Source organism: Asanoa sp. NPDC049475 (assembly GCF_040676915.1).
In the GTDB taxonomy this organism is placed as follows: Bacteria; Actinomycetota; Actinomycetes; order Mycobacteriales; family Micromonosporaceae; genus Asanoa.
Window position 1 is genome coordinate 144005 of record NZ_JBFAPY010000012.1, and the last position, 6000, is coordinate 150004.

A 6000-nucleotide genomic window follows, 5' to 3' on the forward strand; every position below is an offset into this window, starting at 1 on the left:
TTCGTATGCGGCTCAGCGGGGCCGAAACCGCCCGGGAAACAGCCGGTGAGCCGCCGTGCCGGGACTTTCGGCCCTACGGAGGGCCGGGGTGAGGCGGGAGCGTTGGCCTATGAACGAGCTCAGTTTTACCTGCGAGGTGCACCGCCACACGACGACCCTCACCGTTCATGGCACCGTCGAGAGCGACCGCACCGAGAAGCTGGGCGACGCGATCGCGATGGCGTCGATCATGCGTACCCGTGGACCCATCGTGGTCGACGTGACCGACGTCGACAGGCTGTCGCCGGCCGCGCTCGCCGTCCTGCGCAGAGCCACGAACGACGCCGGCGTCGCGGGCCGCCGGCTCACGGTGCGGGCCGGCGCACCGGCTCCGCGTCAGAGCGCCGGCGTCGCGTAGTCAACGCGCCACCGGCGGCGGAGAGGGCGCGACCAGCACCGGGCGGTAGGCGTGGTGCAGGGTGGCCATGGCGACGCTGCCCAGCATGATCTCGCGCAGCGCCGAGCGTCCCCGCGAGCCGACCACGAGCGCGGCGGCCGCCTGGTCACGGCCGCAGGCGGCCAACGCGCCGGCGACCGCTCGACCCCGCCCCTCGTCGACGGTGACCGGCAGCAGCGCGCGGGTGGGGAAGAGCCGGGCCGCGGTCTCGTGCGCGGCCCGCGCACCGTCCGAGTCGTCGACGCCGACCACCACCGGTCCTTTGTCCAGTGCGGCGAACTCGGCGGTGAGCAACGGATGCGGGACGACGAGCACGGGAACGGGCGCGTGGTGCACCACCATGTCGGACACGCTGCCGAGCACGGCTTCCGCGCCACCGAGCCCGCGGGACCCGACCAGCACGAGGTCAGCATGCCGCTCCTCGGCCAGTGCGGCGAGTTGGAGCCCTTCGCCGCCGTAGCTGCGGACGACGAGCGGCTCGGCCTCCCATCCGGCGGCGCGGGCCAGGGTGACTCCCATCGCGGCGGTTCGCTCGGCTTCCCGCGTGCCCTCCCGCTCGACCGCCTGGACGAACTCGTCGACCCGGCTCGAGCCGCTCCACAGGCGCTGCCGCAGGCTGGTGCTCGCGAACGGCGGAGCCCACAGGTAGGTGATCCACGCACGGGCGTCCGGGAACAGGAGCGCGGCGGCGTCGATCGCCCCACTCGCCGCGGGAGAGCCGTCGTACCCTACGAGTACCCGTGTCGGCATGCCCTTGTGTCTAACAGCATCGCCCTCTCGGCGCGCACGGAACCGGGGCATTCACGGGTTCTTGCGCAGCAGCCGCGTGGCCGGCACCGCGGCCTGGGTGCGGCGCTCGAGGCCGAGCTTGGCCTGCGGGCTTGACTGGTCGGTGAGCGCCCTGAGCTCCTGCGGCCGCTCCACGCCGCTGCGGATGCGGTCGAGCACCCGCCGGGTCGCGACGGGTCGACGGCGTGGACGTCACGACAGACGTCGATGCCGCTGCCGTCCGGCGGCCGGGCATCGAGGATCAAGCAGATACACGCGAATCACACCTCATTCCGCACCTCCACGCGGTGCCGACGCAGCGCCGCGTCGGCAGACAGCCGGCCCGCGACCTGCCATCCGGGCGCCCTCGATGCACAACAGCCAGCCTTGGCGCTTTCGCCTCTCCGGCGGCACCGTCGAGGTCCGCCTCGACGTGGGCCGGTTGCCCGCCGTCCCGGCCCGCGGCTGGGCCGGCCGGGTGAGCTGCGGCGCGGCCGTCTTCAACCTGCGGATGGCCCTGGCCGTCCTCGGCAAACCGGCCGCGGTGGTCGTCCAACCGCTCGACCGCGACCGCGACGTGGTCGCCCTCCTGCTGCCGGACGACCCGCGCCCCGCGTCCGGCGCCGAACGGGCGTTGTGCGCCGCCATCGCGCGCCGGCACAGCAACCGCATGCCGTTCAGCGCCGAGGCGGTGCCGGCCGAGCTCCGGTCCCGGCTGCTGGAGGCCGCCCGGGCCGAGGGTGGCTGGCTCGACCTGATCATCGGGACCAGCGCGGTCGACGCGCTCGCCGAGGTCGTCAACGCCGCGAGCCGGGTGCTGGTGACCGCGACGGACGCCGGCCTGGCCGTGTCGATGCTGTCCCGGCCCATCGAGGTGCCGGCGGCCCGGGAGCGGCTGCGGTCGGCGTTGGGCCGGCACGGCGTACCCCAGATGGTGCTCCGCATCGGTTATGGACATCCCGGTTATCCCAGCCTGCGGCGCCCGGCCGCCTCGGTCATCGACCGGCCGGCGTGATGCCGCCCAACCGGCGGCCGGTCAGCCGACGCAGCGGGATGGCGATGGTGTGTCCGTCCACTGCGGACTCCGACCAGGGGCGCGGCATCCGGGGCACGAGGGAGCCGAGCCGCACGGCGTCGACGACCTCGTAGGCCTCGCCGACGCCGAGCACGCTCCAGCCGGCTCGCGCACCGACGCGCAGGTCGTCGACCTGGAACGCGACGACGTTGCGCACCGTGGCGGCGGCCAGCTTCCCGCCGCCACCGGTGCGGAACACCACCTCTTCGCCGTCCAACAGGTACGTGACCGGGTGCGCCGCGGGCAGCGCTCCGTCGGTGAAGACGACGCGGCCCACCGACCCGGTGGCGATGAGGCGCAGGCACTCGGCGCGGCTCAACTCGGCGAGGCTCCGCGCGGCTGAGGAGTTCATCGCCTTACGTTCGCGGGTGGTGGGCGGGGCGGGTCAGGGCCAAAGGTCCTCAGTTGCCGCCGGTCGGCCCGGGACCCGGCAGGGGACCGACCAGCACAGACTGGTGCCGGTGGGCCGGCCCGTCGCGACCGCGAGCGTGCCGCCCCGGCGCTCCGCCCGCGCCCGCAGGTTGCGCGGCCCGCTGACCCGAAGACCTCGTCGCGGACGCGGATCGGCACGCCGAGGAAGCTGTGCATCGGTGGGTGCCCGGCGGGGAAACCGGCCGACCGGGGGTCGTCCGAGATGTCCCGGAGGCGGCTCGTTCGCGGGTCGTCGATCAGCGCACCCAGCAGGGCGCAGTCGCGAACCTGTCAGCCGTCGACCGCGGACAGGTCGACGGTCTGGCTCGCCGGCATCCGCGGCGTGGGCGGCGGTCCGGCCGGCGCGGGGTCCGCGACACCCAGGCGCATCACCAGGTACGGGCGACCCATCCCGGCGAGCATCCGGCGCAGCGCCTCCCGGGTGGTCGTCACCTCGATGGCACCGCTGAGCGGCACCAGCGAGACGCCCTTGTCGACCGCGGCCAGCCAGACCGCGCAGAGGGCCTCACCGGCCCGCACCCACGAGGCCGGCTCGTCGTCGTCGCCGTAGAGCAGCGCGTACCGTGCGTGCCGATCGTGACCCGGGCCGACCGGCAGGGTGCCTCGCGTGCCGAAGTCCCGCGCCGGGACCGTCGTGCGGGGAGAGCGCGCGAGCAGCACGTCCGGCGGCAGTCCGGTGCCCTCCGGTGCCGATCTGCTGGTCCAGTAGGCGAGCTCGGACCGGATCCGCGGGTCGTCCGCCTCGATCTCGCCGGCCCGGTAGGCCGCTGCCGCCAGCTCGAGGACCTGGTCGGCGGTCAGCACGTGCAGCCGCACCAGCCCCACCGCGGCGGTGGCCAGGGCTTGCAGGGTGTCCGGGTGCAGCGGCTGCTCGGACACGGGCCGGCGATCCGTGCGCCGGGTCCGCAACGCCCGCACCAGGTGCTTCGCCCGCGACGTGGCCTCGGCCCACTCCTGCGGCACGATCTCGGCGAGCAGGTCCGGCCATGCGGGGTCCGCCAGGTAGTGGACCGTGGTGGTCCACCCCTGGGCGAGTAGCGCCAGGCGGGCGTGCCGCAGGGCGGCACCGCAGCTGAGGAGCAGCAGGTTCCCGTCCGGGTCGGTGGCGGTGAGCTGGCGGCTGCGGTCCGCGAACAGTCTCAGCCGGTCGGGCAGCACCTGCCAGCGCCACGGTTGGGTGTTGTGGATCGACGGCGCGTAACCAGCGGCGTTCGCGGCCTCCGCGAGCGCGAGGGCGGTGGGGTTGGCGATGCGCGACATCAGCTTTGTCCTTCCTAGGTGCACCGCTGTCCAGGCAACCGCGCCGGCGGCGACCGGGACAGGGCCGTCCGGCACCCGGCCGTCGGGCCGGATGACCCTGACCCGGGCAGGCCGGACGCGGTTGGGTTGGAGGTGTCACGAGTGCGTCAAACTCACCGAAGAGGGGCGACACGTGGACATCCGGGAGATCGTCGTCGGAACCGACGGTTCGGCCTGTGCGACCGCCGCCGTCAGGTGGGCCGCCGAGGAGGCGGCGCTGCGCGCCGCTCCGCTACGGGTGCTGTTCGCGCACGACCAGGCGTCGCAGCGCGCCGACGCGATCCTCGACGCCGGAGCGCGGGCGGCCCTGAGCGTCGACAGCGACCTCGACGTGCGCCCGCAGCGGGTGGTCGGCTCCCCGGTCCCTGCGCTGCTGGACGCGGCCGGAAAGGCGGCGATGCTGGTCGTCGGGAGCCGCGGCCACGGCGGGTTCGCGAGCCTGCTCCTCGGCTCCGTGTGCCAGCAGGTCGCCAGCCGCGCGCCGTGCGCGGTCGCGATGGTCCGCGAGGGTGTGCACGCCGGGCCGGTGGTCGTCGGCTGCGACGGCTCCGAGCGGGCGGCAGAGCTCGGTTTCCGGCTCGCCGACGAACGCCACGCTCCCCTGCTGGCCGTGCATGCCTACTACCCACCGACGCCCCCGCTCGGCTACGGATTCCAGTCGCTGGTCCACGCGCTCGACGACTGCGACCAGGCCATCGCGGAGCGCCTCTCCGAAGATCTCGCACCATGGCGCCGGACCTACCCGACCGTGCGGGTCCGCACCTCCGTCGTACACGGCAGCCCGGCACCCGTCCTGGTCGAACACTCGCGAAACGCCCTGGCGGTCGTCGTCGGCAGCCACGGACACGGCCGGGTGACGAGCGCCCTGCTCGGGTCCGTCGGCCCGCACCTGCTGCGTCACGCGTACTCCCCGGTGGTGGTCACCCATGAATGACGCCATGCGCCGCGCGGTTCCAGCGTCGTCGTACGACCGTCCATCTTGAACACCGCGCCATAGCCGGCCGCGGTGCGCGACTTCGCCGGCGTTTCGGCGACCACCGGTTCGCCGACTATCTGGTTCGCGTGCTGGCCGGACGGGCTGAGCCCCAACTGGTCCTGCGCACAGGGATCCAGGGCCAGCCCGTCCCGCCGCCTGCGGCCAGCCACCGCGAGCTCGCGGACGTGCTCGACGAGGACCTCACCTGAGCCAGGGCATCCGCTTCACGATCGGCAGGTTCTCCCAGTAGCCGCCGAAGCCCAGGGTGCGGCCGGCGCCGACCAGCGCGAGCCCGACCAGGACGGCGGCGAGGACCAGGTGCTCGTCCAGGAACGGGTTGGTCGCCGGAGGGAGCGCGACCGACCACATCATGACGTAGAGCAGGGCACCCGAGGCGGCGGCGATGCGCATGCCGATGCCGAGGGCCAGGGCCAGCCCGATGCCCAGCAGACCGAGCATGAACGCCCAGTCGGCGAACCCGGTGCCGGCCAGGTTGTGGTAGAGGCCCGCGAACGGACCCTCCGAGCCGCTGAGGAACCCCTTGGTCGGGCTGCCGCCGTTGATCCAGGAACGCTCGCCCGGAGTGGCGAAGCCGAAGCCGAAGACCTTGTCCAGAAAGGCCCACAGGAAGGTGTACGCGAGGGCCAGGCGCACGCCCGCCCACACGTACCGCACCGCCAGCTGCGCGGTCGTCTCCGTCGATTCGGGGGCAATCGTCCGCGCGGTGTGCCGCTCTGCCATCGCGGTCATGGCGCTCCACGTCCTCTCGTCTCCTCAGCGGGTCCTGTTTGGACCCTCATCGATTGCACCCTCCTGGCCGCTTCGGAAACAGTGCCGGTGGTCCACACCCGCCCGGGACCCCGGTCACCCGCACACCGGGACTTTCGCCTCTGCCCGCCGGGCCGAGCGCCCGCATGATCTAGTGTCGCGTGTCTGAAGTGATTTGACGGTTGTGGTGGGCGACAATGGGGCATGTCTGTCGCGGCTGCGCTGGTTCTTAGTCCCGGCGATGGT

8 protein-coding genes and 2 pseudogenes are annotated in these 6000 nt (G+C 73.5%); 4 read left to right on the forward strand and 6 right to left on the reverse strand.

All coding sequences use genetic code 11. The annotated features are described in order from the left end of the window. The first annotated feature begins 109 nt into the window (after nt 1-109). Nucleotides 110-397, forward strand: coding sequence for an STAS domain-containing protein (locus AB0J88_RS37195; RefSeq protein WP_364359750.1), 288 nt, complete (start codon nt 110-112; stop codon nt 395-397). Here the strand turns inward: AB0J88_RS37195 and AB0J88_RS37200 are convergent, their stop codons facing one another. Both AB0J88_RS37200 and AB0J88_RS37205 read right to left on the reverse strand, forming a co-directional pair. Beyond that, the gene (locus AB0J88_RS37200) at nt 398-1186 is read right to left on the reverse strand and encodes a universal stress protein (protein WP_364359753.1); all 789 of its coding nucleotides are present in this window, start codon (nt 1184-1186) and stop codon (nt 398-400) included. A gap of 51 nt (nt 1187-1237) precedes the next feature. After that, nucleotides 1238-1467, reverse strand: a pseudogene (locus AB0J88_RS37205) (hypothetical protein); the annotation flags it as partial. A 107-nt stretch (nt 1468-1574) separates the two neighbouring features. On the opposite strand from AB0J88_RS37205, the gene AB0J88_RS37210 reads away from it, so the two are divergent. Further along, the gene (locus AB0J88_RS37210; protein ID WP_364359755.1) at nt 1575-2219 is read left to right on the forward strand and encodes a hypothetical protein; all 645 of its coding nucleotides are present in this window, start codon (nt 1575-1577) and stop codon (nt 2217-2219) included. Here AB0J88_RS37210 and AB0J88_RS37215 read toward each other — a convergent pair. The 3 genes and pseudogenes from AB0J88_RS37215 to AB0J88_RS37225 form a co-directional block, all read right to left on the reverse strand. After that, nucleotides 2200-2631 carry a pyridoxamine 5'-phosphate oxidase family protein gene (locus AB0J88_RS37215; protein WP_364359758.1) on the reverse strand — a complete coding sequence of 144 codons (432 nt, stop codon included), beginning with the start codon at nt 2629-2631 and terminating at the stop codon, nt 2200-2202. The two genes, AB0J88_RS37210 and AB0J88_RS37215, sit on opposite strands and share 20 nt — an antisense overlap. Nucleotides 2632-2813: 182 nt before the next feature. Beyond that, nucleotides 2814-2963 (reverse strand): annotated as a pseudogene (locus tag AB0J88_RS37220) (GAF domain-containing protein); the annotation flags it as partial. An 18-nt stretch (nt 2964-2981) separates the two neighbouring features. Next, complete coding sequence (locus tag AB0J88_RS37225) at nt 2982-3971, reverse strand: nitroreductase (RefSeq protein WP_364359761.1); 990 nt, start codon at nt 3969-3971, stop codon at nt 2982-2984. Nucleotides 3972-4143: 172 nt separating this feature from the next. Between AB0J88_RS37225 and AB0J88_RS37230 the strand changes: the two genes are divergently transcribed. Both AB0J88_RS37230 and AB0J88_RS37235 read left to right on the forward strand, forming a co-directional pair. Then, the gene (locus AB0J88_RS37230) at nt 4144-4944 is read left to right on the forward strand and encodes a universal stress protein (protein ID WP_364359764.1); all 801 of its coding nucleotides are present in this window, start codon (nt 4144-4146) and stop codon (nt 4942-4944) included. 128 nt (nt 4945-5072) lie between these two features. Continuing rightward, a complete protein-coding gene (locus tag AB0J88_RS37235; protein ID WP_364359767.1) occupies nt 5073-5195 on the forward strand; it encodes a hypothetical protein in 123 nt (40 codons plus the stop codon). Here AB0J88_RS37235 and AB0J88_RS37240 read toward each other — a convergent pair. Further along, nucleotides 5188-5736 (reverse strand): hypothetical protein, encoded by a 549-nt coding sequence (locus AB0J88_RS37240; RefSeq protein WP_364359770.1) that lies wholly within the window; start codon nt 5734-5736, stop codon nt 5188-5190. The two genes, AB0J88_RS37235 and AB0J88_RS37240, sit on opposite strands and share 8 nt — an antisense overlap. Nucleotides 5737-6000 lie beyond the last annotated feature (264 nt).

What these genes read in the sequence shown, in the direction of transcription:
- AB0J88_RS37195 (WP_364359750.1), top strand. Translation starts at nt 110, where the DNA reads ATGAACGAGCTCAGTTTTACCTGCGAGGTGCACCGCCACACGACGACC.
- AB0J88_RS37215 (WP_364359758.1), bottom strand. Translation starts at nt 2,631, where the DNA reads ATGAACTCCTCAGCCGCGCGGAGCCTCGCCGAGTTGAGCCGCGCCGAG.
- AB0J88_RS37240 (WP_364359770.1), bottom strand. Translation starts at nt 5,736, where the DNA reads ATGACCGCGATGGCAGAGCGGCACACCGCGCGGACGATTGCCCCCGAA.
- AB0J88_RS37210 (WP_364359755.1), top strand. Translation starts at nt 1,575, where the DNA reads ATGCACAACAGCCAGCCTTGGCGCTTTCGCCTCTCCGGCGGCACCGTC.
- AB0J88_RS37200 (WP_364359753.1), bottom strand. Translation starts at nt 1,186, where the DNA reads ATGCCGACACGGGTACTCGTAGGGTACGACGGCTCTCCCGCGGCGAGT.
- AB0J88_RS37225 (WP_364359761.1), bottom strand. Translation starts at nt 3,971, where the DNA reads ATGTCGCGCATCGCCAACCCCACCGCCCTCGCGCTCGCGGAGGCCGCG.